The organism is Ottowia cancrivicina (assembly GCF_029813755.1).
Taxonomy (GTDB): domain Bacteria; phylum Pseudomonadota; class Gammaproteobacteria; order Burkholderiales; family Burkholderiaceae_C; genus Ottowia; species Ottowia massiliensis.
This window is the reverse complement of sequence record NZ_JARVII010000034.1, coordinates 1-25,107: the sequence shown is the minus strand read 5'-3', so window position 1 is coordinate 25,107 and position 25,107 is coordinate 1. Positions and strand designations below refer to the sequence as shown.

Sequence of the window (25,107 nt, the reverse complement as noted above, 5' to 3'; positions counted from 1 at the left end):
TAAGGCGGCAGCGCAGGCGAGGGGCCTGAATGAGGCGGCTGCTCATGGCCGTGCGGCTCGCGCCGGGGCGCTGCCGGGGCGGGCGAGGCGCTGGGAGCGGCAGGTGACGGCGGCGGTGGCGGCAGTGGTTGCAGCGGCTGGGGTGAAATGGTCACATTCATGAAGGGCCTCAGCAAAAGGAAAGTTTGAAAACGAAAGCGGGGCAGGCTGTTACGGCACGCATATGCGTATGAATGCGTGCGAGTGCGTATGCTAATCGCGTTCGGCTGCGACAGAGGCCTTGGCGCTGAAATGTTTCATATTTTTAGGCGGGCGGTGCACTTTTTTTTGAATGGATAGCGAGGGAGCAAGCCCGCCTTGGGGGGCAGTCGGGCTTTTTCGATGGGCTGATCCGGATGCCGCTGCTCAAAGATGCCGCCGCCCCAAAGCTGCTGGGCGGCGCAGGGCCGCGCACAAAAGCGGCGGGAAAAGCGGCTTTTCTCATGCCCTGTCCGCAAGGCGGCGCAGGCTGGCTGGGCGAGAAAAAGCCCGGCGCGCGGCGGGGCGCGGGCCGGGCTGGGAATGTCAGAAACAGGAGCAAATCATGAGGGTAAAAAATACCGATCGCGCCCGTTTCTCTAGGACATCTCGCTATTGGAATAGGAGCTGAATTAGCGCTTTCCCTGCTCTCATGAAAGGGCCTGTTTGAAGCTTTCCCAAGCCTGCTTCAGTTTGGCGGTGCGCGCTTCATAGCTGGCTTTGGCTGCGCTCAGGCGTTGTTCCACCTTGGCTTTCTGGCGTTCGCTGGCCGTCTGGATTTGCGCCTGCATGGCGGTGGTTTTGTGTTCGGCTTCCTTGCGTATGTCTTCCAGGGCGGCTTGCGCGCGCGCTTGCAGGGCCTGGGCCTTTTTTTCCAGCGCGTGCAAATGCGCCTGCACTTTGGTTTTGGCTTCGTCGCTGGCTTCGGCCAGTTCGGCCTTGAGCTGCGCGCGCTCGGCTTTGATCTGGGCGGCTTCGCGGTTTAGCTGGTCTTCTTCCACTTCGGCGCGCAGGTGGCGCACGACGACGGCGCCCAGCGGCTCCAGGCGGGTGTCCACGGGCACGGTCCAGGTTTCATCCATGTCGGCCAGCACGGCGGATTTGCCGGGCGCCAGTTTTTCACTGATTTCCTGCACGAATTCCTCGCTCATGCCTGCGCGGCGCAAGTCCAGCAGCAGCCCCGTCAGTCCGCCAGCGGTGGCGCCCAGCGCCAAGCCCAGAGGGCCTGCCAGCAGCCCGATCAGCGATCCGGTGATCAGGCCCAGCGCCGTGCTGCCGGGGCCTTGTTCGGCGGCCTGGCGCAGACCGAGCGCGCCGTCGGCGCTTTTGGCGATGACGGCGGTGGCGTTGAGGGTGATGTCGCCGCTGGCGTTCAGCTCCTTGAGGGCGCTCAGTCCTTCATAGGCGGCGGTTTCGGTGTCAAACACGGCAACCAGGATTTTGTTCATGGCGGCTTCCTTTCAGGGTTTGTTTGCAGTTGGGAAAAGGCGGGAAGACCGGGCCGGGCGGCCCGGCCGCACGCATGTCTGCCATGCGCTGCCTGCGCAGATGCCCCGCATTGGGCCGCTTGCAAGACTGTGGCGGCAGCCGGGATGTAATGCTTTGTTGCTTCGATTCTTGCTCCGGGCCTGTTTTCATCCGTAGCGGTGGGCCGCAGGCCGGTGTGCGGCGGCCCTGGAGCTTGTTCAGAGGCTGACTGTGGAGGGGTGGAAGGAGTGAAAGGGCGGCTTGAGCAGGATCAGACATGAGCAGAGGACGCTATTTGCTTCTCTATCCATAGCATGATGTCCTAGTGGAAACTGCGCGAGAGGCATTTTTATATCCCCTAAATTTGCTCCTGTTTTTGATGCCATTCAGCCTGTGTAACCCTTTCCGGGGCGCAACCTTTTGCCTGCTGGCCACGCCTGCCTGCCCAGGCTCGCAGCCAGGCTGCAACCAGGTTCTGACGCTGGCGCGGCCCGGCTTCGCGCCTTTTGCTGCCACGGACAGATTGCGAACCGGGGTTCTCAGGCCGCGCCCAAGCGCTGAAACAAGCCGCCGGGCAGGCGGCCAACCTGGCCGGCCAGTTCCAGCTCCAGCAAGGCAGCTTGCAGCTGGGGCGTGGGCCAGCCGGTGCGCGCCTGCAAAGCGTCCAGGCTGGCCGGGTCGGCGCCCAGGGCGGTCAGCAGGCTGGCGTGCGGCCCTCCGGCTGGCGGCGGGGCGCTGACGGTGGGCGCCGTGGATGGGGCGGGCGTGGCGGGTGCAGCGGGCGCGGGCCGGGAGGCGGGCAGGCGCAGCTCTTCCAGAATGTCTTGCGCGGTTTCCACCAGCTTGGCGCCCTGGCGGATGAGGGCGTGGCAGCCGCGCGACTGCGTGCCGTGAATGGAGCCGGGGATGGCGAAGACCTCTTTGCCCTGCTCCGCAGCCAGCCGCGCCGTGATGAGCGAACCCGATTGCAGCGCTGCCTCCACCACGAGCGCGCCCAGCGAAAGGCCGGAGATGATGCGGTTGCGCTTGGGAAAGTTGGCTGCCGCTGGCGGCGTGCCAAGCGGGTATTCGCTGACCAGCAGGCCTTGCCGGGCGATGCGGTGGGCCAGATCGCGGTGGCGCGCCGGATAGACGCGATCGGCCCCCGTGCCGATGACGGCAATGGTGGCCAGCCGCTCCGGCTGCGCGCCCTGTAGCGCGCCTTCATGCGCCGCGCCGTCGATGCCCAGGGCCAGGCCGGAGACGACGGCCATCTGCCCGGCCAGCGCCTGCGCGAACTGGCGGGCGTTGATTTGCCCTTGCGGCGTGGGATTGCGGCTGCCGACGATGGCGAGCGCGGCAGGCCAGCCCGTGGCCTGGAGCCAGTCGCAGCGGCCCATGAGATACAGCAGCAGGGGCGGGTCTTCCGTGGCGAGCAGGCTGGGCGGATAGTTCTCATCGCCCAGTGTGACGATGCTGCGCGTGACGGCGGCATCCTGCGGCCCGCCAGCTTCTTCGCCAGGCTGCATCAGCCACTGCCAGGTGGTTTCAATCTGGGCGGGCAGCCCGGGCGGCTCCTGGAGCAGGGCCGAAGCCTGGGCGGCCGTGACGACTTGCCGCAAGGCGCTGGCGCTTTGCGCAAACACTTGCTGCGGCAGACCAAAGGCGGCCAGCAGCCGGCGGGCCGTGGCATTGCCAACGCCAGGGGTGAGCGTCAGGCGCAGCCAGGCGGCGAGTTCGTCAGGAGGCATGGCGGGGCAAAAGATGGCGCAGCTGAATGAAAAAACCCGCCGTCCGGAAGGGGCCGGGCGGCGGGCGCGGAAAGACGGTTGGGAAAACCGGTTACGGCAGGAATGCGGCGCGGCGCGCCCGCCGGATCAGTTCACGATGTCGGCGCCTTCCATGTCGGTGGGATTGATCAGCTTGTCGCCCACTTCCACGGGCAGCAAGGATTCCATCACCAGCACGTAGGAGACGCGGTCGAACACGCGGAAGACCATGCCGATGCCGTTGCGCTCATCCGGCAGGCGGATGATCCGGTTGCCATCCGTTTTGTCCTTGATGTTCTTGCCCACGGTGTACAGCGCCAGCACCTGGCCTTTTTCCACGCCGTCTTGCAGGCCCTTGTTGATGGCCACCACCTGCAAGGAGCCAGCGTAGTTCACGCCCGGCCCGTAGATGGAGACCACGCGCGCATTGACCGGATACAGCGGCGCATGCGGCGTGTAGCTGCGGAATTCTTCCGGCGGCTCGGGCACCAGGATGTCGCCCGCCTTGATTTCTTCCTTGGTGCTGATCACGTCTACCGTGGCGGGCACGGGCGTGCCTTTGACCGTGGAGCCATCCGCCGACATGTAACCCATGCGGATCAGCTCGGCATCGGTGTATTCGCCAGCGCTGCGCATGCCGGAAGCGGGCACGCGGGGCGGGTCAAATTCGGAGTTGCGCTCGTCGTTGGCTTTTTTCTTGTCGCGCTCGTCCAGAATGGTTTCGTTGCGCACCAGTTTCACCTTGCCCGCGAACTGGCCTTCGTAGCCCAGGATTTCGCCGGTTTCAGGGTCCTTGAGCGGCACGGCGCGGCGGAACACGCGGTAGAGCGTGGTTTCATTCGGCGTGATTTTCAGCGGCGCATCCTTCGGGCCGCGCGCGTAGGCGCGGTCGCCCTCGGACACCAGCACGCGCTTTTCAGTGCGGGCAACAATGCGCGGCGCTTTCTCGAAGGTTTCCAGATCGGCCACGATCGGCTCGGTCAGGAACGGCTCAATCATGTGCGGCTGCAAGGTGGGCAGCGGGCTGCTGTCAAGCATTTCCACGCGGGTTTGCGGCGTGACGCGCACCGTGCCATTCGTGCCGTCCAGCGGGCGCATCAGGCGCAGGCGAGCGCGGCCATTGGACTTGTCCAGATACAGCTTCTGCCCCGGATAGATCAGGTGGGGGTTGCGAATGTCGTTGATATTCATGCCCCACAGTTCAGGCCAGCGCCAGGGCGAGCGCAGAAACAAGCCTGAAATGCGCCACAGCGTATCGCCCCGCCGCACCGTGTATTCGTCTGGCGCGTTGGGCGCCAGCGCGGACAGCGGCACGCCGTCTTGCGCCACTTTCTGTGCGGTAGCGCGCTGCTGCGATGTGATGGGGTAGTTGGGGAAGCGCGCCTGGGCGGGCAGGGCCACGGCGGCGGCCAGCACCGCCAGGACAGGCAGAGCGAGGCGCTTGGGGAGATCCGCAAAGGTGTGTTTCATTGTTTTGCAGCTTGTATTCTTGACTAAGCGCCTGTATTTTGCATTCAACGAATGTGTCGGAGCAACGGATGTGGCGCGTGAAGCCAACGCGAAAAGCAAAAAATAAAGAAAATAGCCACATTTTTTGCAGCCAGCTTAAGCTGGCTGCGTCATTTGCCGTGGTTTTTGCGCACAGGCTGGTCAGCCGGGCCGCTTCTCGCAAACCACGGGCCGACTGTGAACAGGTTCTCTAAGCTTCATGGCGCTTCTTCCCATTCTTCACTTTCCCGATCCGCGCCTGCAAAAAGTGGCGCAGCCCGTGCAGGCGGTGGATGGCCGCATCCGCACCCTGGTGGCCGACATGCTCGAAACCATGTACGAGGCCAAGGGCATCGGCCTGGCCGCCACGCAAATTGATGTGCATGAGCGCGTCATCGTCATTGACGTGTCCGAAGAACGCAACCAGCCCATCGCGCTCATCAACGCCGAGCTGCTGTGGGCCAGCGAAGAGCGCGTCAAGGGCGAGGAAGGCTGCCTGTCCATTCCCGGCGTCTATGACGGCGTGGAACGCGCTGCACAAGTGAAGGTGCGGGCGCTGGATGAAAACGGCCAATCGCGCGAAATCGAGGCCGATGGCCTGCTGGCCGTGTGCATTCAGCACGAAATGGACCACCTCAAGGGCAGGCTGTTCATCGATTACCTCTCCGCCTTCAAGCGCAACCGCATCAAGACCAAGATGCTCAAGGCCGAACGCCTGGCCGCGCAGCAGGCCAAGGAAGCCGCCTGACGGCCACCGCTGGGGGCCTGTTCATGGCCAGACCGCAGGGGGCAAAGCGCGGTTCAAAGATGGGAAGAAAAGCCGCCTGCGGGTAAATCAAGTCGAGGGCATGGCTTTTAGCTCCTTTATATATAGCGTAATGTCCTAGTGGAATCTGCGCGAGGCTGCGTTTCAGCCCCTCAAATCTGCTCCTTTTTTGATTGTGTCTGGCATGCGGAGCCTGCCTGGGGCTGTTTCCATCCGCCGCGTCCGCTCTGGCGTCTGTGGTACGGGCCGGGGCGGCCATGATTTTGGGAGCCGGTTGCCTTTTGAAACCGGTTCACGGCCTGGCCCGCAGTTTGGCCTTGAGAAGCGGCAGTTCGGGATGGGCTGCAAGGCGCAGGTGCGCCTTGTGGTCCGGCGAGGCTTGGCACACCCAGGACTGCCGAAGCCTGCCGCCTGAGTTCACGCTTTCCGCACCCACAGACAGCCTGCGGGCGGATGCCCAGCCCTTTTCAGTTCTCGCCAGCGCGCTCTACCGTCGCCCATCGGCCCCACCAGCGGCCGCGCCAAGGGCGCAGGGTGACGGCGCTGTTCTGCGGAAAGTCGGACATGGCGCGGCCCTCGGCCAGCACGCGCAGCGCGGGGGCGCCGGGGCCGGTCTGCACATAGACCTCGGCGCCGCCGGGGCCGCGCGAGCTGGGGGCGATTTCGCGCACGAGCAGCACTTGTGCGATCTGCGCGGGCTGGGCGCTGCGGCCTGTGCGGTTGAGGTGGCTGGCCACCAGCCAGGCTGCGGCGGCCAGCCACAGCAGCAGCCACAGGGCCAGGGCGGCGGGGCGCAAGCGTTGCCAGCCGCAGCGGCGCAACGCCTGGCGGCCTGCCAGCCACAAGGCCAGCAAGGCGGCCGCTGACAGGATGAAGGGGCGCGAGGCGAGCCACAGCGCCTGCCCGGCGCTGGCGGCCTGGGCGGCTTCGCGCAAGGGTTGCAGCGCGCCATGCGGCCCTTGCATGGCTTCGCCCGCGTGGCCTTGCAGGCTGGCGCGCAGCGCAAGGGTGGCGATGACGGGGGCAGCCGTCCAGATCAGCGCGCGCCACGCCGCGCGATCCTGCTCCGGCGTGCGCGGTGCAGCCGGCTGCCGCGCTGCGGGGGCGCTCATGGGGGGCTGCCTCAGGCCGCCAGCCGGGCCAGGTCGGCCACGCGGTTCATGGCCTGGTGCAGCATTTTGAGCAGGCCCAGGCGGTTCAGGCGCAGATCGGGCTGTTCGGCATTGACCATCACGTCGTCAAAAAAAGCGTCCACGGGCGCGCGCAGGGCGGCCAGGGTTTGCAAGCTGGCGGTGTAGTCGCCTGCCTCGAACTGCGCGCTGGCAGCGGGCGCGGTGGCCTGCATGGCGGCGTAAAGGAATTTTTCGGCATCTTCCTGAAGCAGGGCTTCGTTCACGTGGGCGTCCACGGGGCCTTCGGCTTCGGCTTTTTTCAGGATGTTGCCGATGCGCTTGTTGGCAGCGGCCAGCGCGGCGGCTTCGGGCAGGGCGGCAAAGGCGCGCACGGCCGCCAGGCGCGCGGCCACATCGCCCAGGCGGCCCAGCGGCAGGGCCAGCACGGCGTCCACTTCCTGCGCGCTGTAGCCCTGCTCGCGCAGGCTGACGGCCAGGCGGTCGCCAAAGAAGGCCAGCAGCGGCTGCGCGGGGTCTTGTATGAGGCTGCCAAAGGCGGGCACGGCAGCGGCAATGAGCGCGGGCAGCTCCAGCGGCAGCCGCTTTTCGCCCAGGATGCGCAGCACGCCCAGCGCGTGGCGGCGCAGCGCGAAGGGGTCGCGGTCGCCCGTGGGCAGGCTGCCAATGCCGAACAGGCCCACCAGGGTTTCGAGCTTGTCGGCCAGCGCGAGCACGCAGCCGGTGTGGTTGCGCGGCAGGGCGTCGCCCGCAAAGCGCGGTTTGTAGTGGTCTTCAATGGCGATGGCCACGCCGTCGCGTAGGCCCTCGTGGCGGGCGTAGTAGCCGCCCATCACGCCTTGCAGCTCGGGAAATTCGCCCACCATGTCGGTGAGCAAATCGCATTTGGCCAGGCGCGCGGCTTGCTGGACTTTGCTGTCCAGCGCGTCAAAGGCGCTTTTGTCTTCGGGCGTGTAGGGGTATTGCGCCTGCCGCAGCTGATTGACGATGGCATGGGCAATCTGGCGCACGCGCTCGCTGCGCTCGCCCTGGGTGCCCAGCTTGTTGTGATAGACGACTTTGGCCAGGCCGGGCACGCGGCTTTCCAGGGTTTTTTTGAGGTCTTGCTCGAAGAAAAAGCGCGCGTCGGCCAGGCGCGGGCGCACCACGCGCTCGTTGCCGCCGATGACGGCGCCGGCGTCTTGCGGGCTGATGTTGCTGACCACGAGAAAGCGGTTGGCGAGCCGGCCCGCGCCGTCGAGCAGCGGAAAGTACTTCTGGTTGGCCTTCATGGTGAGGATGAGGCACTCTTGCGGCACCTGCAAAAACTCTTGCTCGAACTGGCAGATGAGCACCTTGGGGCGCTCCACCAGGGCGGTGACTTCATCGAGCAGGGCCTCGTCTTGAATGGGATTCAGCTCTTCGCCCAGCTGCTGGCCGGCCTGTGCGGCGGCCGCTTGCAATTGCGCGGCAATGTCGGCGCGGCGCTCGGCAAAGCTGGCAATCACCGCGCCTTGCTCGCGCAGGGCGCGGGCGTAGTCGTCGGCATGGGCGATTTCGATGGGATCGGCCTGCGCTTCAAAGCGGTGGCCGTGCGTGAGGCGGCCCGCCGTCAGGCCCAGCGCGGTTACGGGCACAACATCTGCGCCGTGCAGCGCCAGCAGGCCATGCGCGGGGCGCACGAACTGCACGCTGTCCCAGCCGGGCAGGGGCGTGCCGCTTTGCAGCTGGTAGGTCATCACCTTCGGAATGGGCAGTTTGGCGATGGCCTCATGCAGCGCCGCCTGCAAGCCGGCCTGCAAGCTCGCGCCGGGCGCCACGCTGTCCAGAAACAGGGCCTCGGCCTTGCCGTCCGGCGCGCGTTGCAGGCGGGGCACGGCGGCGGCGTCAGCGCCCACGGCATGCAGCTTTTTCAGCAGCGCGGGCGTGGGCTGGCCGTCTGCCGTCAGCCCCACGCTCACGGGCATGAGCTTGATGCGGCGCGGCTGGTCATCGGCCCGGGCCTTGACTTGCGTGATGTGCGCGGCCAGCCGGCGCGGCGTGGCGTAAGGCGTGGCCTGCGCGCCTTCGGCGGCCAGGCCCTGCGCGCGCAGCTGCTCCAGCAGCCGCCCGGCAAAGGCTTCGCCCAGCTTTTGCAGCGCCTTCGGGGGCAGTTCTTCGGTGAAGAGTTCGACGAGGAGGTTTTGTGTAGTCATGCTCTGGAAAGAAAAGGGCTTCAAAAAAAGACGGATGCCAGCCCCAGCTTGCGGGCGGCTTTTTGCATGCCGGCGTCAAAAGTAGCCAGCGCGTTGCAGCCGCTGCGCGCGGCCACGGCCAGATGCAGGGCATCCGGCGCGCGCAATCTGGCGGCAGCAGGGGCGCACAGCGCGGCAGCGGCATCAAAGTCAGCCAGGGTGATGTCTGCGCACGGCACGTTGGACAAAAAGGAGCGGCCCTGCTCCAGCGCCTGCTGCGCCTTGGCCGCACTGAGCTGCCGCAAACGCTGCTTGACGGCCAGAGCGCCAGCCAGTTCAGCGTGCGTCCAAGGCGAAATCAGCAGCTCCTGCCACTGGCAGGAACCCAGCCACCGCAGCGCGCGCTCCGATTCGGGTTCGGGGCACACCAGGGCCATCAGCACGGGGGTATCCACATAGGTGCGGGCGATGGTCATGCGCGTGCGGCTCACAGTTCTTCATCGCGCATCTGGCGCACGACGGAGTGGCCCACGGGCATGGAGCGTTGCAAAGCGCGCAACTGCTCGGCCCATTCGGCGGGCGTTTTGCTGCACGGCTGCGCCTGCACCACGGGCCTGATCAGCAGCCCGCCTTCAGGCAGCGGGCTGATTTCAACGCGTGCATTCTTGTCGCCGCCCAGATGAACCAGCATTTCCGCCGGAATGCGCAAGCCGGTGCTGTTGCCCCATTTGCCCAGTTGGGTTTGCATGGCGATCCTTGCCGTGTGTTTATACAAAGCTGGCAATTGTAGATACGCCCATCACGGCGCAGCCCTTGCCACGGAACCTGCTTGCGGCCTGCAGATATATCAAAAGCAGGAGCAAATTAAGAGGGGCTTAAATGCTGCCCTGCGCTGATTTCACTAGGACGTATAGCTATAGATAAAAGAGCAAATCAATGCGCTCGCTGCCAGCGCCTCATCCCTTGCGGCCCAGCGGGGATTTGCAAGGCCGCAGACTTCTCCCTGTCCACGCTCTTTGCGCTCCCACAGGCGGGTGGCAAACAGGCTCTCAGCGCAGGTGCTGGAGGCCGCTGGCTTCCTGCCCGTCCAGCTTCAGCCCCTTGGGCAGCGGGAATTTCATGCTTTCTTGCACGCCTTCAAGCGTGCGCACCGATACCGCGCCCAGCGCGCGCAGCCGCTCAATCACCTGCCGCACCAGAATGTCAGGGGCTGACGCGCCTGCCGTCAGGCCGATGCGGGATTTGCCCTGCACCCATTCGGGGCGCAGGTCTTCGGCGCTGTCCACCATGTAGCTTTCAGTGCCCAGGCGGCGGGCTACCTCGCGCAGGCGGTTGGAGTTGCTGCTGGTCGGGCTGCCCACGACGATGACCACATCCACCTTCGGACTCATCACTTTCACCGCGTCCTGGCGGTTCTGCGTGGCGTAGCAGATGTCTTGCTGCTTGGGCTGGCGCACTTGCGGAAAGCGCGCTTTCACGGCGGCGGTGATGCTGGCCGCGTCGTCCACGCTGAGCGTGGTTTGCGTGACGACGGCCAGTTTTTCGGTCTGCGAGGGCTGCACGCGCTGCACGTCTTCTTCCGTTTCCACCAGGTGAATCGTGCCGGGCGGCAGCTGGCCCAGCGTGCCTTCCACTTCGGGGTGGCGCTTGTGGCCGATCATGATGAATTCGTAGCCTTGCCTGTGGAGCTTGGCCACTTCCACATGCACCTTGCTCACCAGCGGGCAGGTGGCGTCGAAGATGCGAAAGCCCCGCTGCTGGGCTTCACGCTGCACGGCCTTGGGCACGCCGTGGGCGCTGAAGATGAGCGTGGCGCCGGGCGGCACGTCGTCCAGCTCTTCGATGAAGATGGCGCCTTTGGCTTTCAGGTCATTGACCACGTAGGTGTTGTGCACGATTTCGTGGCGCACATAGATGGGCGCGCCGAATTTGGCCAGCGCGCGCTCCACGATTTCAATGGCCCGGTCCACGCCGGCGCAAAAGCCGCGCGGCGCGGCCAGCAGCACTTCGGCATCCTGGCCTTGCGCGTTTTCAATGCCGTTTTCGATGCGGCTTGCAACAGCGCTTGCAATGCCGCTGGCGGCGTCCGCCGCTTCAGTCATTCATCACCCCGATGATTTGCACTTCAAAGCTCACGGGGCGGCCTGCCAGCGGGTGGTTGAAGTCCAGCTGCACCGCGCCATCGTCACGCACGGCCAGAACCACGCCCGCAAAAGTGCCCTGGCCATCAGGCCGCGCCAGCTCCAGCACTTCGCCCACGGCATAGGCGGCGTCGGGCGCGTCCAGCTCGTCCAGCTCCTTGCGGGGCAGCCACTGGATCATGTCGGGGTTGCGCTGGCCAAACACTTCGCCTTCGGGCAGCTCGAATGTGGCGCGCGCGCCTTCGGCCAGCCCCAGCAGGCGCTGCTCCAGCGCGGGCGCCAGCGAGCCTGTGCCCAGCGTGAGCGTGGCCGGCGGCCCCGCAAAGGTATTGACGACATCGCCTTGCGGCCCCGCAAGGCGGTAATGCAGCGTGAGAAAAGCGCCCGGATGAATGACGTTCATGAAAATCAGCTGGTGCGGTTTGAGTGAGCTGGCCGCGATTCTAGAAATGCCCCTGAAAGCCTGTTGGCCGCCCGGCTATCCGCTCATCAGAATCGGTTTGCCTTCTGTCCGATGGCAAGCAGGCTTTGGCGCGGGTGCGTCTTCCGGGGTCCTATCATCGCCGCCCGCTTGGGCCTGAGAGACTGTTTGCGGTCTGTCCGCGCCGGGCAACCTTCGCCCCGCCTGCCCGGGCATCCCCGCTTGAATCCCCGCTTTGCGCCCCCTTCTTCAGGCGCGCGAACCCTTTTCTTTTTTCTGACCAGGAGACACCTGCCATGACATCTGCCTTCCCGAGTCGCCCCGCGCGCCACTTCCTGCAACACATCATGCGCCTCATTGCGCTGGCGCTGGCCTTTGCGCTGCTGGCCGCATTCAGCTTCGACGCCGAGGCCGCGCGCCTGGGCGGCGGCCGATCGGCGGGCCGCCAGTCCAGCCAGGTCACCCAGCGCGAAGCGGCCCGCCAGCAGCCAGCCGCGCCCGGCCAGCAACAGGCCGCCCAACAGCCGCGCCGCCAGTGGGGCGGCCTGCTGGGCGGCCTGGCCGCTGGCCTGGGCCTGGCCTGGCTGGCCAACGCCCTGGGGCTGGGCGAGGGCTTCGCCAATGTGCTGCTCATTGCCCTGCTCGTCATGGCGGGCATGGCCGTGCTGCGCATGCGGCGCGGCGGCGCAGCCCAGGCCGCAGGCGGCCCCGCCTGGCCAGCGGCCAATTCCTACAACCCGGCCAAGGTAGGCAACGATGCCAGCGCCCGCCCGTGGGAGCGCACGGCCACGACCGCAGGCGGCTCCATGATCGGCTCGGCCCTTTCCGGCCCGCAAGGCTGGGGCATTCCTGCCGGCTTTGATATTGCGGGCTTTACCGAAGCGGCGCGGCGCAATTTCATCTCGCTTCAGGCCGCCTGGGACAAGGGCGACGAAGCCGCCTTGCGCGCCATGATGACCGATGAAATGCTGGCCGAAACCCGCGCCCGCCTGGCCGAGCGCGGCGGCCAGCCCAGCCAGACCGTGGTCAACATGCTGCAAGCGCAGCTGCTGGGCATTGAGGAGCTGCCTGCCGAATACATGGCCAGCGTCGAATTCAGCGGCCTTATCACCGAAGACGGCAACGGCCCCAGCCCATTTCGCGAAGCCTGGAACATGACCAAGCCCAAAACCGGCCCTGGCGGCTGGCTGGTGGCGGGCATCCAGCCTTTGTCCTGAAAACCGGCTTACGGAAACCCACCCCCCTTGGGGCGCGGCCTGGCAGGCGGGGCCAGGCGCGCTTTTGCACCCACGGACAGGCTTTGAGCAAGCTCTCAGCCCTGCTCCGGGAAATCAGGCGGCTCGATGCCCCGCTCCTTGCCGCCGCCCAGCTGCCACCAGTCCACATGGCGGGTGCCCAGCATCAGCGCAGCCAGCATGGCGAACACAAGCAGCGCGCCCAGCAAGAGGGCGTTGTTTTCAGAAGCCAGCAGCCCATACAGCGCCGCGTAGAGCACGGCCACGTAAGCCGCCAGCGCCCCGCCGCGCTGCGCGCCGCCCAGCACGGCGCTGAAATACAAGCCCAGCAGCGCCACGCTGGCCGCCGCCGCGCCCGCGTAGGCCCAAGCGAAGGCCATTTTTTCCGACAGCGCCAGCAGCAGCAAGAAGAACACGGCGATCGACAGCCCCACCAGCCCGTACTGCACGGGGTGCAGGCGCAGGCGCTTGAACAGCTCCACCATGAAAGCGGCCATGATGACCAGCGCGATGAACAGGCCGCCGTACTTGGCCGCACGCTCGCTCATGGAATACACGTTCACGGGCTGCGTCAGCGTGACATCAAAGGTTTCCAGCCGCTCCAGGTTCGCCGCTTTTTCCTGCTTGAGCGCTGCGGCCAGCTGGGCGCGCGCCTGCGTGGTCAGGGAAGAGATGCGCCAGTGCGCCTCAAAGCCCGTATCGCTCACCGTGCGTTCAGCCGCCAGAAAGCGCCCGCCAAAGCCCGGGTGCGGCCAGGCCGATGAAAGCTGCGCCGTGGTGTCCTCGCCCAGCGGAGCCACGGCCAGATGGCTTTGGCCGGCCAGCGTCATATCCAGCACGTAGGGCAGCGCCTGCCCTTGCTGCCAGGTATCCAGCGCCTGGCCCGACAGCGCCGCCTGCACGCTGCCAGCGGCCAGCGCGGATTGCGCCGCGGCCCGGGGCAGCCCGCGCTCCAGCGTCAGCGCCTGCCCGGCGGCTTCAAGCTGCGGCGCGCCTTCCAGCCCGCGCAAATCAGACATGGACAGCACCAGCACCGGCGCGCCAGCTTCGCCGCCCACTTCAATCTGCGAGCCTTCCACGCTATGCGGCAGGCTGTCCACGTCAAACGGGGGAATTTCGCCCTGCACCTTGGCCGTCAGCCGGTAGAAAGGCACTTTGAAAATGCCCCGGTAGCGCTCTTGCGTGGCCAGCGCGCCCTGCATCGTTTGCGTTTTGGGGAACACGATGGCCACGTCCTGCCGCTGGCGCAACTCTTCGCCCGTGATCTGGCCCTTGTCATCGCGCACTGGCTCGCGCCAGCGCTCCACATAAGGCACCAGCAGATAAGGCGCGGCCAGCGTCTGCGCGCCCACGTGGGTTTGCGCCAGCTCTTCAGCGGCGCGGCGCTGGCTGTCGCCGCGCTCGCGGATCAGCCCCAGAATTTCGCTCAGCGGAATGCACAGCACAAGCCACAGCACAAAGAGCAAAGCGGTTTTGGCCAGCAGCGAATCGCGCCAGGCCGTCAGGCGCAAGGTCATGTTTTTTTCCTTTTCCGGTTCAAATGAGAGAGCCTGCCTGCCAGCTGACCGCGAGGGCAACAGCGCGGGAATCGAGATGGGCCGCAAGGCGAAAGCCGCAGACGGGCCTGACTGTCCGCAGACCGCCCGGGGCCGCGTTTTTTGCATCTGAAAAACAGATGGCAAACAGACTCGACAAAGGCCGCGATGATCGCGCCGTTTTGCGCGGAGGCGATGAAATTCGCCTTCACGCCCGCCGCACGCAGGCTTTGTGCGGCGGGCCGCTTCACATTGCCTTCAAACCACCCGCCTTCAAGGGCCGCCCGCGCAGTGCAGGGCATGCCCAATTCCACTCCTTCGCCTCTACAGACCCAAAGCCCGAATTTGCTCCTTAATCAATAGCAATACGTCCTAGTGGAAAGAGCGCGGGAGCCGTTTTCCGGGGTCATGAATTTGCTCCTGTTTTTAATGCCTGCATGCCTTTCTGGAAGCCTGCTCAAGACCAGAAATCGATTTTTTACCCTCAAGATTATTCTCTGCCCCATGCAAACCTTATGACCTGCCTTGCGGCATCAACCGTTGCTTCAACATTCAACGGAACAATGCACCTCGGCGTTGCGTGCCCGACATTCAAGTTATACATAACCGGCAAATCCGGCTTGTTTATTTCGCTTATCAAGAGGCGCTTGTATTCTTCATAATGCACCTCATTCATTGGCTTTCCGGCAAGAACGCCATTTGCAACTTCAAAAATGCCGGCCGCTTTCAATGTTTGCAGCATCTTTTGATAGATTTCAGGTTTGGCGCACTCTTCGCTTGATTCCAGAAGCAGTATTTTGCCACGCCAGTCATCAACACTCGGGAAAATATCATACTGGCGGCACAGGGCAGGGCTGTCATCATGGCGGGCATGGTCAAACAGATCATATATTGTCTCGATGCAGCCGCCCAGGATTTTGCCGGAGAATACGGCATTGCCTTGCAACAATTCAAATCCGCGATTCGGATGCCGCACCCGTTTGACGCCAATTTGCGATTCATCAAATGCCGTGCGTTCACCATACCAGACATCGCTCGGGCGTATCTCTCGTATTGTGCCGGTTGCGAGCAATTCCTCAAAATACTTCCGCGAATACGGCAGCATTTCATCTTCAAGCTCGCACACATCCGACAGAAACGACTGGCCATAAAACGTATGGATGCCTGCTTTATGCAGCATAAAATGATTTACCGTCGCATCGGAAAAGCCGAGAAAAATTTTTTGGCTATTGCTGGCCGCATGCAGTAATTCATCATGTTCAAACAAATGCGGCAGCAGCCGGTAGGTGTCATCTCCGCCAATGGCGCACAGTATCATATCGACAGACGGATCACGAAAAGCATCCAGCAAATCCTGCGCGCGGGCTTCGGGATGGCGTTTGAGAAACTCAATGCCCTTGCAGGCATTTGCAGCGGCAACCACTTCTATTCCATATGAACGCAAACGCCTGAAGCCTATTTCTTTCTCGTGCTTCACAAACGGCTCGCCAAGCAAGCCCAGCGAAGGGCTGACAATAGCGATCTTTTTTACCCTCACAGGTTTCTCCCAATATTTCTCTGGCATGCAGGGGTTTCTTTTGTCTGCGGCAAAACCCCTTAATATCAGGCCCGGCGCTTGCAGGAATTAAAATGGCTTTACTGTTACCATATGGATGATAAGGTTTAACAGTGAGGGACCGCGAATCGGCATGGGCTGCAAAGCGCAGACCAGCCTGACTGTCTGCAACACGGCAGCCCCGCCCAATACCACCCACGCTTTTTGCGCCCGCGCACAGACTTTGAACCGGCCCCGAACGCCACCGCCACCCCCGCTCCCTGCTTCGCTCATGCCTGCCCCAACCTCTTTCGCCCGCCGCCGCTGGCTCCGCGTTCTTGCCTGCGCGGCCGCCATCCTGGCCGCCCTGCCGCTCATGGCCTGGGCGCTGCTGCGCGCCGCGCTCGCCCCGCAGGCGGGGGAATGGGCCATCACCCTCGGCAGCGGCCCCTGGGCCATACGCGCCAGCGCCGTGCAACTGGCCTGGCTGGGCACCTCTCCCTGGCTCGGCCCGCAGCTTGACGGCCTGCAACTGCGCACCCGCTACGGCCCGCTGGATATCGCCTGGCTGCCCGCCCGGGGCAAGGGCTTGAACGAAGCGCCCATCCTCATCCTGCACTGCGAGCCTTGCGCACTGCCCCTGCCTGCCGCAGGCCGGCCCGCCCATGCCCTGCGCCTGCCCGCCGTCCAGCTTGCCCTCATGCGCGACCGCGTGCAGCACCTGCGCGGCACCCTCATGCTTGGCGCCAACCCGCTCACCGCGCCGCCCGCGTCAGACAGCCAGCCCGCCAGCCCGCAGCCGCCCCTGATCACCCTGTGGTGGCAGGCCGACCGCGCCCCGGAACAAGACGGCCGGGGCTGGCTGCTGCGCCTGCACGGCCCCGCCATTCCCGTGCAGGACTGGCTGGCCTTGCTGGGCGCGCCCGGCAGCGGCAAAACCAGCGGCACCCTGGCCCTGGACGCCGAACTGCCCATGCCCGGCCCCGCCAGCGCCTGGCGCGTGCGCTGGCGGCACGACGGCCCCTCGCCCTTGCCCGTGCGGGCCTTCCCCGCCTTTTTGCAGACCTGGCTGACCCGCCCGGCCAGCGCCCCGCCCAGCCTTCCCGCCCCAGCCCTGCCCGCTGGCGAAGACGACGACGCTGGCAGCGCCCCCGCGTAAGCGCCTGTACGCAATCTGTCCGCGAGTGCAGAAAGAGCAGATTGGGGCGCGGCCTCGGCCCACGCGCTTTTTGCCCGCCAGTGCGGGGGATTGGCCCATCAAAAGCAGGAGCAAATTCAAGAGGCCGAAAACGGCGTTTGCGCACATTCCACCAGGACATAACGCTATGAATACGGGAGCGAACTGAAGGCGGCTTTCCCTTTTCCGCCAGCGCGGGCGTTCCGTTCGTCAGGAACAGACGGGTCAGGGGCGGGAGCGCTCTTCGCGCAGGCCGCGCCGGAGCTTGCGGCGTTGTTTCGTCTTGATGGCCGGGGCAGGCCGCTTCAAGCAAGACGCCGCCTGCATGCACATCAGAAAGAGGATAGAAAGAGGAGCGAATTCAAGGGCATGAAAACGGCTCTTGCGCCCGCAGCACTAGGACGTCTTGCTATGAATCAAGGAGCTGAACTGGCCCCTTGCCAAGCCCTCTGCCCGCGCCCTCAGAACCGGTTCAGAGCCTGACCGTGAGAGCAAAAGCGCGGGCCGGGATGGGCGGCAGGCAGCGCTTGCGGCCCGGCAAGGCGGCTGCAAGGCCCCAAAGCGCCCAAGGCTGCGCCTGTCGCTCCCTCAGGCGAACTTTGAGCCGGTTTTCAGTGCGGCAGCGTGCCTTGCACGCCCTCGGCCAGCCAGTTCATTTCCATGATTTGCTGATCCGTGAGCGTTTGCCCGGCGGGCAGCACTTCGCGGCCCGTGTTGTCGCGCAAGGGGCCGGCAAAAGGATGCAGGCGGCCTGCGGCCATGTCGGCCTGGCGGGCAAGCACCTGCTTTTGCACGGCTTCGGGCACGCGCGGGCCGAAGTGGCCCACGCTGACCATGCCGTCTTTCACGCCGCCCCACAGGCGCTGGCTTTGCCATGTGCCGTCCAGCGCGGCTTGCAGGCGGCGCGTTTCGTAGTCGCCCCACTGGTGCGTCACGGCCAGCAGCTGCGCATCGGGCGCGGCCATGCGCATGTCGGAGTGGTAGGCCACGGCGAGCTTGCCGCGCTCCTGGGCGGCGGCCATCACAGCGGTCGAGCCGGTGTGAAAGGCCAGCACATCGGCGCCCTGGTTGATGAGCGTCATGGCCGCATCGCGCTCGCGCGGCGGGTTGAACCATTCGTTCAGCCACACCACCTTGACGCGCGCCTTGGGCGCGACGCTGCGCAGGCCCTGCGCGAAGGCGTTGATGCCTTGCAGCACTTCAGGAATGGGAAAACCGGCCACATAGCCGATTTGCCCGCTTTCGCTCATGCGGCCCGCCGCAATGCCGGCCAGATAGCGCCCTTCGTAAAAGCGGGCATTGGCCACGGCCACATTGGGCGCGGTGTGCAGGCAGGTCAGGCACTCGAATTTCACGCCGGGAAACTCCGCCGCCACCTTCATCACGGGCTGCATGTAGCCAAAGCTGGTGGTGAAGATGACGCGCTTGCCTTGCCGCGCCAGATCGCGCAGCACGCGCTCGGCATCGGCGGCGTTTTCGGGCACATCAGGCACGGCGCTGGTTTGCACGCGCCCGCCCAGCGCGCGCTCGGCTTGCAGGCGGGCCTGATCGTGCTGGCGCGTCCAGCCCGCAGGCGGCACCACCGACATGTAAACCCAGGCGGCTTGCAGCGGCGCGCTTTCGGGCGCGCTTGCAGGCTGGGCCAAGGCGGGTTGAGCCAGGGCAGACTGGGAAGCAGCGGCCAGCACAAGGCAGGCAGCTGCGCAAGCCCGCACAGAAAGGGAAATCGCCGCGCGTGCCCTCGCGGCGGGGAGGTTTTTGTACATGGTTGTCCTCGACATGGCCCCGGATGAAATGAAAACCGCGCGCCAGCCGGGGCAAAGCTGGCGCGCGGGCGGCGGCGATTGTAGGCAGGCGGCGCTTTTGATGCCTTTTGCTTTCACGCACCGCAAAACCGCACGGCCTCAAAACCGCGCTGAAAAATGCACTCCACCGTCCGTGCGCTGATGGCTCCTTTGACTGCAAGGCCCCGCAGCCTGCCAGCCGCCGTACCATCGCGGCCCTTTTCCTGACGCTCCCGCTGTCGCATGCAAGCCACGCCGCCTCTTTCTTTTCTCTGGCACGACTACGAAACCTTCGGGGCCAATCCGCGCCGCGACCGGCCGGCGCAGTTCGCCGCCATCCGCACCGATGCCGATCTGAACGAAACGGGCGAGCCGCTCATGCTGTACTGCCGCCCTGCGGCAGACGCGCTGCCCGAGCCTGAAAGCTGCCTGATCACCGGCATCACCCCGCAGCTTTGCGCGCAGCGCGGCCTGCCGGAGAGCGAATTTGCCGCCCGCGTGAACGCCGCGCTGGCCGAGCCGGGCACCGTGGGCGTGGGCTACAACAGCATCCGCTTTGACGACGAAGTCACGCGCCATCTGCTGTGGCGCAACCTCATCGACCCCTACGCGCGCGAATGGCAAAACGGCAATGGCCGCTGGGATTTGCTCGACGTGGCCCGCTGCGCCCACGCCCTGCGCCCCGAAGGCGTGCAGTGGCCCACGGGCGAAGACGGCCTGCCCAGCTTCAAGCTCGAACACCTGGCCGCCGCCAACGGCCTGGCGCATGAAGCCGCGCACGACGCCCTGTCCGACGTGCGCGCCACCCTTGCCCTGGCCCGCCTCATCCGCCAAAGCCAGCCGCGCCTTTTTGACTTCTGCCTGGCCCTGCGCAGCAAAGAGCGCGTGGCGCAAGAGATGGGCCTGCCCGCTGCCGTGGCCTCGGCGCGGCCCTTCCTGCACGTCAGCGGCATGTTCGGCGCGGCGCGCGGCTGCATCGCCCTCATGGCCCCGCTGGCCATGCACCCGGCCAACAAAAACGAAGTGCTGGCCTGGGACTTGATGCACGACCCCGCCGAGCTGGCCGCCCTCACGCCCGAGCAAGTCCGCCAGCGCCTGTTCACCCCCGCGCAAGAGCTGCCCGAAGGCACGCCGCGCCTGCCCATCAAGGGCGTGCACCTGAACAAGGCGCCCATCGTCATCGCCGCCCTCAAAACCCTGCGGCCTGAACAGGCGCGGCAATGGGGCATCGACTTTGCCCAGGCCCAAACCCACCTGGAGCACTTGCGCGCCCTGCCGGACTTGAGCGCGCTGTGGCAGCAGGTTTATGCCCGCCCCGAAGCCGCCGCCGTGGACGTGGACGAAGACCTTTATGGCGGCTTCACAAGCCGCGACGACCGCCGCCGCCTGGACGAGCTGCACCGCGCCCTCAAGCCCGGCAGCAGCGAGCCGCCCCGCCTGCCCGGCTTTGACGACGCGCGCCTGCACGAGCTGGTCTGGCGCTGGCGCGCCCGCAACCGCCCCGAAAGCCTCACGCCCGACGAGCAGCGCCGCTGGCGCGAACACTGCCAGGCCCGCCTGCTGCACGGCGCGGGCGGCGCGCTCACCCTGCAAAGCTACTTCGACCGCATCGACGCGCTGGCGCAAGCGCGCGAAGACGAGCGCTCGCAAGACATCCTCGGCGCGCTCTACGAATGGGGCGAAATGCTGGGCGAAGGGCTGGATGAAGCGGCCTGACCAGCGCAGCCCGCACCGGTTGTCTTTGCTTTCAGCGCATCCAGCGAGTTCACCGCAGCGAACGCCACCGCCTGCGCCAGCCCGAAATGCTTGTGTCCGCAGGCAATCTTGAGGCGTTCATCCCGGCGCAGGTTTTTGTTTGCCGTACTGAACTTGGTCTCCGCCACAAAAAAGGGCCGGCGTCAAGCCCTTCATGCAAATCACGCGAAGCTTGAAACCATATACGGGGCAATAGGTTAGCTCTGTTTTGTGCTGCTTGCAGGCGATCCGGCGTAGTGGGCTGGGAGCCACATGAGAGCCTTGGGAAAGCAAGTCGGGGCGTGCTATGGCGACGAATGCCCAATTCCGTGCTGCCCAGATTCGCGGATACCAAAGAGATACTATCGTACAGTAGAATTTCCTGATTTTTCGATATTCATCAGGATCTGATGCGAGGACAGAATGGCGCAATCAATGAGCAAGCTGTTTCCTAAAAACCATGAGGCTTTCGTTGGTGACAAGAGGCTTCAGGAAAAAATCAAGTCACTGGAAGACAGGATTGAGCAGAGCTATCAGGTGCATCAACTGATGCAGTCACTCCAGGCGATCGCGGAAATAATTGAACCCCATCCCGCTCCAAAGCAGAAATTTCCAATGCCGCCGGATATCCCTGCCAGTTTTGAGGAAATTCTCAAGGATGCCCCTCCTCCAACCCAACTCGACATGGATCGGGAGGCCATATGGGGAATGGTGAGGCGTTCTGGAAAAATGTACGTACTGGCGTTTTTGAGTCCAAAACTGTGGCAGAGCCTTGAAGTTTTATTTTCCGGCATAGTTGTTGGATATATTCAGATGTTTGCCGGAGGGGATGGGCGCTCCAAGCTCGACCATTTGCGTGTATTCAAGGGCAATGAAGATCTAAAGCTCGCACACGAGAAATTCGACAACCTCAGAAATAAGCAGTATGCACATAAGGAGCTAGAGCACGATCGTCACCAGGTCTCCTATTTTGTCGATAATCAGGGTGTCATCGCTATCGACATAGATGGCGTACAACACACAAGGCACTACCATCTTGCCTTGACTATGGATTTGCTCCGATGCCTTGCAGAGGTTTCCTCGTACCTGAAGCAAGATATTAAGGAGCGTAGCGAAAACCTCATTAAAGAACTGAAGAAGCCCCAAAAACTGGTTTTGATCGAATATGCAAACCCGGCCTGACCCTGGACTCAGTGCGGCACTTCCAACTCTTGAATTGATCCGCGCAACGAGGCAGCTTTGACTTAAATTAATTGTTGTACTGCGGAAACCGTGCAGACAGCCTCGTACTTGCCGTTCTCAAGTTGACGATAAACGACCTTTCCGCCAGCAAGGTAAATGCGACAGAGGATGCAGTCCCATTCTGAGCCATGGAGCTGAATAAGTGCTTGAAGTTCGGGTGTCTCGATCAATGAAGTTGGAGGGATTTCAAATCCTGTTCTCAGCTTCGATTGCAAAGAAGCCAGAGTCTCAAACGCTGCATCGTGAGAGATGTCTGTGCGGTCGATTTCAAATGTTATGGATCCACCATTTACCTTAAAGGCGTTCCATTCTGCGCTCTTTTCTTCCGTGTATGTGATAGCCATAATTTTCCGATAATGTTGGATTTAAAAACAAAACTACAAATAGACGGCTTATAGATCAGGCCCTCAAATAGTTGTATGCCGCACCTCCGCAAGCCCTGTTCTTGCTGTGTTGTATCCGGATAATTCAATATGAATGATGGCCGAATCAATAGTGCAGGTCATCGCCAGTCATCCTAAGAACGGTAATCTAAACGCGCTCGTTCAGCAGAAAACACTTGCAGCCCTAAGGCTTTAGGGTAGGCCAAAATATTCTGGATAGGCTGAATGTCTATTTCTGTTTAATAATGGATATTATAGAATTCCGTTCAGATTTTTGTTACTGCTACCTAGCTCCCTCCCTGAATCCACGATCCCCCGCCATAAACGCCTCTAGCATATACGGAATCAGCGTTGCCGTATCGACCGCTTCGCCATAGGTCTGCGCGTGCAGCGCGGCGTAGCGGTCGAGGTCGGCTTTCAGGCTGGCCGGGCAGGCAAAGGTCAGCTTCGTGGATTCCGTTTTCGGCAGCGGCCCCAGCCGCAACTTGCGCGTCGTCATCGTGAAGTCCCCCTGTTAAAGAAAAGTGGCTGGTAGGGCCGCAGCACCAGATCGCGGTTGACGATGATGCGAACCGGCAGGCCCGGCCGTTCGGTCAGCGTCGGCTGGATGTTCATGTTGCGCCGGGTCATCTCTTGGCCGACCTGATTGATGCTGTCCTGGGCGCCTTCGCGTATGGCCACGCTGGGCGTCACGATCACGAATTTCCTGAAACCGTATACCTTGTTCAGCTCGTAAATGGTCTTGATGAAGGTGTAGGTTTTGCCCGTGCCGGTTTCCATTTCCAGCGTGAAATGGGGGCAAAACCATTCTTTTTTTCCTTCATTTCTGCGATCAGCCGCCATCTTTTCAATCACGGGCATGGGTTTCCGGCCCTGTTTTTCCTGCTCTTCCGCCATTGCCCTTTGTATTTTTTGCACGTTCTGCGAAATCTGTTCTTCCGTCAGCAAAAGCTGGTTGGCAATGCTGCCATCGGGCGCATATTCCACGCTGCCCGAAGTCTGTTGCAGGCGAAAGCCGGGGCTGCTGATGGGCTGGCCTTCAAAAGCCTGCACCACAGCGCTCACGGCGCGGGTTTGATAATCCTGCGGCGTGAATTGCAAACGCAAGCCGCCCGGCAGGGTCGCTTTGTTTTCATTCATGGCGGCGCCTTTCAAATCACGGTCAGGGCAATACCCAGCCCCTGCAATTCCAGTTGCAAATTGGCCAGTTGCTCGTCCGCCTTTTCGCCCGTAAAGCAGGAATTGAGCAAAACCACTTGCGCCGGGCGCGCTTTGGCGATTTCGTCCTTCAATGCGGACTGATAGGGTTCAAAGCACAGCCAAAGCTCCCGGTTGTCATTGAGCAAAACGCGGTGAACCGTGAGGCCCGCCACGGTTTCGGATTTGGCAATGGCCTGCACGCCCAATGCGCCCAGGCCCATTTTCAAAAGCAGCTCGGACAGCATGGCGGTTTGCGCGTGGCCTGTTTGCGGCGATGTCTTTTCTGATTGCCGGAAGATTTCAAGCTGCCCGTGCAGTTGGTCTTCTTTGACATCCGTGCGCCACTGCCTGAAATGGCTGGGCGACAGCGTAAATTGCGCGCAGGCCAGGCCGGCGGTTTTTTCCGGCTGCTCTTTTTTGAGCTTTTCAATGACTTTGGCAATGCGGGCGCGGGTAATGTCGGCAATGCTGCGGTAGCCGGCTTGGTATGCCTCGCTGTTTTCTTCCAGCTTTTCGGGAATCTGCACGCAAATGCACTGCCGGTTGCCGCCGTCTTCCAGATTCAGCTCCATCACCGCCTGCATGGTGGTGCCGGAGCCAGCGAAGAAGTCGAGGACAATTGAATCTGGATGAAGATTGGATAGTCTAATCAAACGCCTGATTAATCTTACAGGTTTTGGACCATCAAAGCTTCCTTTCCCATCAAATAGAGAAACAACCTCTTTTGTGCCTTCTTGGCTATGTCCAACATCCTTGTAAAAGAAAATTGAAGTTGGCGCCATGCCTTCAAACTTCAACTCGGAAAGAAATCTTTTTATTTGCGGAACACTATTTCCATCTGCGCCAAACCAAATCCTATTATCTGCGAGCCTCTCTGAAAAAGCTTTTTCAGAGAGGCTCCAGCATCTAGATGTTGGAGGCTCAATTATCCTTCCTGAAGGAAGGACAATTGGATAATCGTTTGTGGCGTTATAAGTTTTTACCGACATATCGCTTGGCTTCCAAACTCCTTGCGGGTCATTGTCGGGGTTTGAGTAACGCGCATTTGCCTCTTCTGTTCTCTCCAGCCTGCCAATGGAAAAACAATTCAAAGAGCGCGCATACATAAAAACATAATCATGACTATTGGAAACATAGCGGGCATCATTTTTTGGTGAATATGCGCGCTCCCAAATGAACTGCGCGACAAAATTCTCCTCCCCAAATATCTCATCACAAAGCAGCTTCAAATTCGCCGCCTCATTGTCATCTATGCTGATGAAAATCACGCCGTCGTCGCGCAGCAGGTTGCGCGCCAGATACAGGCGCGGATACATCATGGAAAGCCAGGCGCTGTGGTAATGGCCGTTTTCTTTTGTGTTTTTCTTCCACAGGCTTTGCCGGTTGAGAAAACCGGCTTCGTTTTTATCGCCGGTGCGGCGCTGGTATTCGGCGAGCGTTTCCGAATAATCGTCGGGGTAAACGAAGCTGTCGTTGCCGGTGTTGTACGGCGGGTCGATGTAAATCATCTTCACCTTGCCGTAATAGCTTTTTTGCAGGATGCGCAGCACTTGCAGGTTTTCGCCCTCGATGAGCATGTGCGGCGCTTGCGGCGGGTTGCCGGCGTCGGGCAGCAGGGTGTCGCTGGTGGTTTGCTGGATTTCGCGGCGGGCGGCAGCCTTGCCCGCCCAGCCCAGTTCGTAATGTTCTTGCGCGGCGGGCGGATCGGGTTGGTCAGGCTTCAGCAGTTGTTGCAGGCGGCGGATGTCGATTTGCCCGTCGCTGATGGCTTCAGGCGCGGCTTGCCGCAGCAGCGCCGTGAGGGTGCGGGCGCGCTCTTTCAGCGCATCGGCGCTGAAGCCCGGCGCAGCGCATGCGTCAGGCTGTTGGCTGTTGGCTGTTGGCTGTTGGCTGTTGGCTGTTGGCTGTTGGCTGTTGGCTGTTGGCTGTTGGCTGTTGGCTGTTGGCTGTT

Annotated in this window: 23 protein-coding genes; 5 read left to right on the top strand and 18 right to left on the bottom strand. The window is 63.0% G+C overall.

The window, feature by feature from the left end; all coding sequences use genetic code 11:
• Positions 1-668 precede the first annotated feature (668 nt).
• From QB898_RS11930 to QB898_RS11920, 3 genes are all read right to left on the bottom strand, one after another.
• Positions 669-1,466, bottom strand: coding sequence for a DUF1269 domain-containing protein (locus QB898_RS11930; protein WP_279525137.1), 798 nt, complete (start codon positions 1,464-1,466; stop codon positions 669-671).
• Positions 1,467-2,024: 558 nt separating this feature from the next.
• Positions 2,025-3,215: a DNA-processing protein DprA gene (gene dprA, locus QB898_RS11925; protein ID WP_279525136.1), complete on the bottom strand. Its 1,191-nt coding sequence runs from the start codon at positions 3,213-3,215 to the stop codon at positions 2,025-2,027.
• Positions 3,216-3,341: 126 nt separating this feature from the next.
• Entirely contained in the window at positions 3,342-4,703 is a 1,362-nt protein-coding gene (locus QB898_RS11920) for a LysM peptidoglycan-binding domain-containing protein (protein ID WP_279525135.1), read from the bottom strand.
• A gap of 238 nt (positions 4,704-4,941) precedes the next feature.
• Here QB898_RS11920 and def point away from each other — a divergent pair, with 238 nt between their 5' ends.
• Positions 4,942-5,469: a peptide deformylase gene (gene def, locus QB898_RS11915; RefSeq protein WP_102283575.1), complete on the top strand. Its 528-nt coding sequence runs from the start codon at positions 4,942-4,944 to the stop codon at positions 5,467-5,469.
• A 485-nt stretch (positions 5,470-5,954) separates the two neighbouring features.
• Here the strand turns inward: def and QB898_RS11910 are convergent, their stop codons facing one another.
• The 6 genes from QB898_RS11910 to QB898_RS11885 all read right to left on the bottom strand — a co-directional run bounded on the left by QB898_RS11910 (position 5,955) and on the right by QB898_RS11885 (position 11,314).
• Positions 5,955-6,599, bottom strand: coding sequence for a hypothetical protein (locus QB898_RS11910; RefSeq protein WP_279525134.1), 645 nt, complete (start codon positions 6,597-6,599; stop codon positions 5,955-5,957).
• Between the two features lie 11 nt (positions 6,600-6,610).
• Positions 6,611-8,791, bottom strand: coding sequence for a glycine--tRNA ligase subunit beta (gene glyS, locus QB898_RS11905; protein ID WP_279525133.1), 2,181 nt, complete (start codon positions 8,789-8,791; stop codon positions 6,611-6,613).
• 20 nt (positions 8,792-8,811) lie between these two features.
• A complete protein-coding gene (locus tag QB898_RS11900; RefSeq protein ID WP_279525132.1) occupies positions 8,812-9,246 on the bottom strand; it encodes a type II toxin-antitoxin system VapC family toxin in 435 nt (144 codons plus the stop codon).
• A gap of 11 nt (positions 9,247-9,257) precedes the next feature.
• The gene (locus tag QB898_RS11895) at positions 9,258-9,518 is read right to left on the bottom strand and encodes an AbrB/MazE/SpoVT family DNA-binding domain-containing protein (RefSeq protein WP_279525131.1); all 261 of its coding nucleotides are present in this window, start codon (positions 9,516-9,518) and stop codon (positions 9,258-9,260) included.
• 301 nt (positions 9,519-9,819) lie between these two features.
• Positions 9,820-10,872: a 4-hydroxy-3-methylbut-2-enyl diphosphate reductase gene (ispH, locus tag QB898_RS11890; protein WP_279525130.1), complete on the bottom strand. Its 1,053-nt coding sequence runs from the start codon at positions 10,870-10,872 to the stop codon at positions 9,820-9,822.
• Complete coding sequence (locus QB898_RS11885; protein WP_279525129.1) at positions 10,865-11,314, bottom strand: FKBP-type peptidyl-prolyl cis-trans isomerase; 450 nt, start codon at positions 11,312-11,314, stop codon at positions 10,865-10,867. Before QB898_RS11885 ends, ispH begins: the two co-directional genes overlap by 8 nt.
• 365 nt (positions 11,315-11,679) lie before the next feature.
• On the opposite strand from QB898_RS11885, the gene QB898_RS11880 reads away from it, so the two are divergent.
• Positions 11,680-12,549 (top strand): Tim44 domain-containing protein, encoded by an 870-nt coding sequence (locus tag QB898_RS11880; protein ID WP_279525138.1) that lies wholly within the window; start codon positions 11,680-11,682, stop codon positions 12,547-12,549.
• A gap of 95 nt (positions 12,550-12,644) precedes the next feature.
• Here QB898_RS11880 and creD read toward each other — a convergent pair whose 3' ends face one another.
• The 3 genes from creD to QB898_RS11865 all read right to left on the bottom strand — a co-directional run bounded on the left by creD (position 12,645) and on the right by QB898_RS11865 (position 15,666).
• Positions 12,645-14,084: a cell envelope integrity protein CreD gene (gene creD, locus QB898_RS11875; RefSeq protein WP_279525128.1), complete on the bottom strand. Its 1,440-nt coding sequence runs from the start codon at positions 14,082-14,084 to the stop codon at positions 12,645-12,647.
• Positions 14,081-14,404, bottom strand: coding sequence for a hypothetical protein (locus QB898_RS11870; RefSeq protein WP_279525127.1), 324 nt, complete (start codon positions 14,402-14,404; stop codon positions 14,081-14,083). The genes creD and QB898_RS11870 overlap by 4 nt, the downstream gene beginning before the upstream one ends.
• A 188-nt stretch (positions 14,405-14,592) precedes the next feature.
• Positions 14,593-15,666 carry a S66 family peptidase gene (locus QB898_RS11865; RefSeq protein ID WP_279525126.1) on the bottom strand — a complete coding sequence of 358 codons (1,074 nt, stop codon included), beginning with the start codon at positions 15,664-15,666 and terminating at the stop codon, positions 14,593-14,595.
• A 262-nt stretch (positions 15,667-15,928) separates the two neighbouring features.
• Between QB898_RS11865 and QB898_RS11860 the strand changes: the two genes are divergently transcribed.
• Positions 15,929-16,795 carry a hypothetical protein gene (locus QB898_RS11860; RefSeq protein ID WP_279525125.1) on the top strand — a complete coding sequence of 289 codons (867 nt, stop codon included), beginning with the start codon at positions 15,929-15,931 and terminating at the stop codon, positions 16,793-16,795.
• Between the two features lie 629 nt (positions 16,796-17,424).
• On the opposite strand, the gene QB898_RS11855 is transcribed toward QB898_RS11860, so the two are convergent.
• Positions 17,425-18,579, bottom strand: coding sequence for a BMP family ABC transporter substrate-binding protein (locus tag QB898_RS11855; protein ID WP_279525124.1), 1,155 nt, complete (start codon positions 18,577-18,579; stop codon positions 17,425-17,427).
• A gap of 261 nt (positions 18,580-18,840) precedes the next feature.
• On the opposite strand from QB898_RS11855, the gene sbcB reads away from it, so the two are divergent.
• Positions 18,841-20,313: an exodeoxyribonuclease I gene (gene sbcB / locus QB898_RS11850; protein ID WP_279525123.1), complete on the top strand. Its 1,473-nt coding sequence runs from the start codon at positions 18,841-18,843 to the stop codon at positions 20,311-20,313.
• Here the strand turns inward: sbcB and QB898_RS13485 are convergent.
• Positions 20,265-20,480, bottom strand: a complete 216-nt coding sequence (locus QB898_RS13485) for a restriction endonuclease (RefSeq protein ID WP_428982818.1) — start codon at positions 20,478-20,480, stop codon at positions 20,265-20,267. The genes sbcB and QB898_RS13485 overlap by 49 nt on opposite strands.
• Positions 20,481-20,766: 286 nt before the next feature.
• Here QB898_RS13485 and QB898_RS11845 point away from each other — a divergent pair, with 286 nt between their 5' ends.
• Positions 20,767-21,513 (top strand): hypothetical protein, encoded by a 747-nt coding sequence (locus tag QB898_RS11845; protein ID WP_279525122.1) that lies wholly within the window; start codon positions 20,767-20,769, stop codon positions 21,511-21,513.
• Positions 21,514-21,575: 62 nt separating this feature from the next.
• Here the strand turns inward: QB898_RS11845 and QB898_RS11840 are convergent, their stop codons facing one another.
• The 4 genes from QB898_RS11840 to QB898_RS11825 all read right to left on the bottom strand — a co-directional run.
• Positions 21,576-21,917, bottom strand: a complete 342-nt coding sequence (locus QB898_RS11840; RefSeq protein ID WP_279525121.1) for a hypothetical protein — start codon at positions 21,915-21,917, stop codon at positions 21,576-21,578.
• A gap of 322 nt (positions 21,918-22,239) precedes the next feature.
• Positions 22,240-22,455 carry a DUF2274 domain-containing protein gene (locus QB898_RS11835; protein ID WP_279525120.1) on the bottom strand — a complete coding sequence of 72 codons (216 nt, stop codon included), beginning with the start codon at positions 22,453-22,455 and terminating at the stop codon, positions 22,240-22,242.
• Entirely contained in the window at positions 22,452-23,096 is a 645-nt protein-coding gene (locus tag QB898_RS11830; protein ID WP_279525119.1) for a DEAD/DEAH box helicase family protein, read from the bottom strand. The genes QB898_RS11835 and QB898_RS11830 overlap by 4 nt, the downstream gene beginning before the upstream one ends.
• Positions 23,097-23,107: 11 nt before the next feature.
• Positions 23,108-25,107 (bottom strand): site-specific DNA-methyltransferase (locus tag QB898_RS11825; protein WP_279525118.1); only part of this gene is annotated, 2,000 nt, incomplete at its 5' end.

Coding starts and splice junctions, on each gene's coding strand:
- QB898_RS11930 (WP_279525137.1), bottom strand. CDS start 1,466: ATGAACAAAATCCTGGTTGCCGTGTTTGACACCGAAACCGCCGCCTAT.
- dprA (WP_279525136.1), bottom strand. CDS start 3,215: ATGCCTCCTGACGAACTCGCCGCCTGGCTGCGCCTGACGCTCACCCCT.
- QB898_RS11920 (WP_279525135.1), bottom strand. CDS start 4,703: ATGAAACACACCTTTGCGGATCTCCCCAAGCGCCTCGCTCTGCCTGTC.
- def (WP_102283575.1), top strand. CDS start 4,942: ATGGCGCTTCTTCCCATTCTTCACTTTCCCGATCCGCGCCTGCAAAAA.
- QB898_RS11910 (WP_279525134.1), bottom strand. CDS start 6,599: ATGAGCGCCCCCGCAGCGCGGCAGCCGGCTGCACCGCGCACGCCGGAG.
- glyS (WP_279525133.1), bottom strand. CDS start 8,791: ATGACTACACAAAACCTCCTCGTCGAACTCTTCACCGAAGAACTGCCC.
- QB898_RS11900 (WP_279525132.1), bottom strand. CDS start 9,246: ATGACCATCGCCCGCACCTATGTGGATACCCCCGTGCTGATGGCCCTG.
- QB898_RS11895 (WP_279525131.1), bottom strand. CDS start 9,518: ATGCAAACCCAACTGGGCAAATGGGGCAACAGCACCGGCTTGCGCATT.
- ispH (WP_279525130.1), bottom strand. CDS start 10,872: ATGACTGAAGCGGCGGACGCCGCCAGCGGCATTGCAAGCGCTGTTGCA.
- QB898_RS11885 (WP_279525129.1), bottom strand. CDS start 11,314: ATGAACGTCATTCATCCGGGCGCTTTTCTCACGCTGCATTACCGCCTT.
- QB898_RS11880 (WP_279525138.1), top strand. CDS start 11,680: ATGCGCCTCATTGCGCTGGCGCTGGCCTTTGCGCTGCTGGCCGCATTC.
- creD (WP_279525128.1), bottom strand. CDS start 14,084: ATGACCTTGCGCCTGACGGCCTGGCGCGATTCGCTGCTGGCCAAAACC.
- QB898_RS11870 (WP_279525127.1), bottom strand. CDS start 14,404: ATGCCCTGCACTGCGCGGGCGGCCCTTGAAGGCGGGTGGTTTGAAGGC.
- QB898_RS11865 (WP_279525126.1), bottom strand. CDS start 15,666: ATGCCAGAGAAATATTGGGAGAAACCTGTGAGGGTAAAAAAGATCGCT.
- QB898_RS11860 (WP_279525125.1), top strand. CDS start 15,929: ATGCCTGCCCCAACCTCTTTCGCCCGCCGCCGCTGGCTCCGCGTTCTT.
- QB898_RS11855 (WP_279525124.1), bottom strand. CDS start 18,579: ATGTACAAAAACCTCCCCGCCGCGAGGGCACGCGCGGCGATTTCCCTT.
- sbcB (WP_279525123.1), top strand. CDS start 18,841: ATGCAAGCCACGCCGCCTCTTTCTTTTCTCTGGCACGACTACGAAACC.
- QB898_RS11845 (WP_279525122.1), top strand. CDS start 20,767: ATGAGCAAGCTGTTTCCTAAAAACCATGAGGCTTTCGTTGGTGACAAG.
- QB898_RS11840 (WP_279525121.1), bottom strand. CDS start 21,917: ATGGCTATCACATACACGGAAGAAAAGAGCGCAGAATGGAACGCCTTT.
- QB898_RS11835 (WP_279525120.1), bottom strand. CDS start 22,455: ATGACGACGCGCAAGTTGCGGCTGGGGCCGCTGCCGAAAACGGAATCC.
- QB898_RS11830 (WP_279525119.1), bottom strand. CDS start 23,096: ATGAATGAAAACAAAGCGACCCTGCCGGGCGGCTTGCGTTTGCAATTC.